The organism is Oleiphilus sp. HI0043, from assembly GCF_001634935.1.
Window position 1 is genome coordinate 1 of record NZ_LWEY01000194.1, and the last position, 907, is coordinate 907.

The window sequence follows — 907 nt, forward strand, 5'->3', positions numbered from 1 at the left end:
TTTTCCAGCCATAACCAAACGTGCTCCCCCTCACCACTTAGCTCAGGATTCATGACCTCTTCAACAAAGAAGTCTTCTTCTTTTGTCTTAATGACACCGGCAGGCCGCGGTAAGTCAGCGATACATGGAAAAACCAGATTGAACTGTGATTCTGGTAATGACCTTACTTCACTCACACGCTTCTCCTTTCACTTTCGCAGCTAGGTTTAGGCACTAACAATACACTTGCCTGACAAGCAACTCCTTCCTCACGCCCTGCAAAACCAAGGCGCTCTGTAGTCGTTGCTTTAACACTCACCAGCTCAGGAGAAACCTGTAAGTCCTGAGCAATATTTTCCTGCATCTTTCCTATATGCGGCGCCATCTTAGGAGCTTGAGCAATAATAACGCTATCGATATTGGAAACTACAAAACCTTTTTCTGAAATCAAGTGGTTTACTGCAGACAACAGTTCTCGACTATTTGCCCCTTTCCACTTTTCATCAGTATCAGGAAAGTGCTTACCGATATCACCTAAGGCCAAAGCACCTAACATTGCATCCATAATCGCGTGAATCAGCACATCCCCGTCGGAATGCGCAATAAAAGATTTGTGATGGGGAATTTTGACGCCTCCCAGGATAATTTCTTCACCCTCGCAAAATGCGTGCACGTCATAACCGTTCCCGATTCTCGGAAAGCTATTCATTTTTTCACCTCGTCCCAGCTGCGTCCGCGCAGCCAAGGTATCTGCAGCCAAACGTAAATCGTGCGGCCGCGTAATTTTGATATTGTCATCTGAGCCTTCAACTAGGCAGGGCGCCCCACCCATATGCTCTATTGCTGACGACTCATCGGTCACCGTCAGCCCAAGCCGCTGACATTCACTTAGGGCATGGCGCAGCTCGGCAAAACGAAAGACTTGTGG

1 protein-coding gene and 1 pseudogene are annotated in these 907 nt (G+C 47.6%); both read right to left on the minus strand.

Annotated features, from left to right (window positions below; translation table 11 throughout):
* Positions 1-172: 172 nt before the first annotated feature.
* Positions 173-688, minus strand: a complete 516-nt coding sequence (gene ispF, locus A3729_RS03280) for a 2-C-methyl-D-erythritol 2,4-cyclodiphosphate synthase (protein WP_068507343.1) — start codon at positions 686-688, stop codon at positions 173-175.
* Between the two features lie 54 nt (positions 689-742).
* Positions 743-907 (minus strand): annotated as a pseudogene (locus A3729_RS34225) (2-C-methyl-D-erythritol 4-phosphate cytidylyltransferase); the annotation flags it as partial.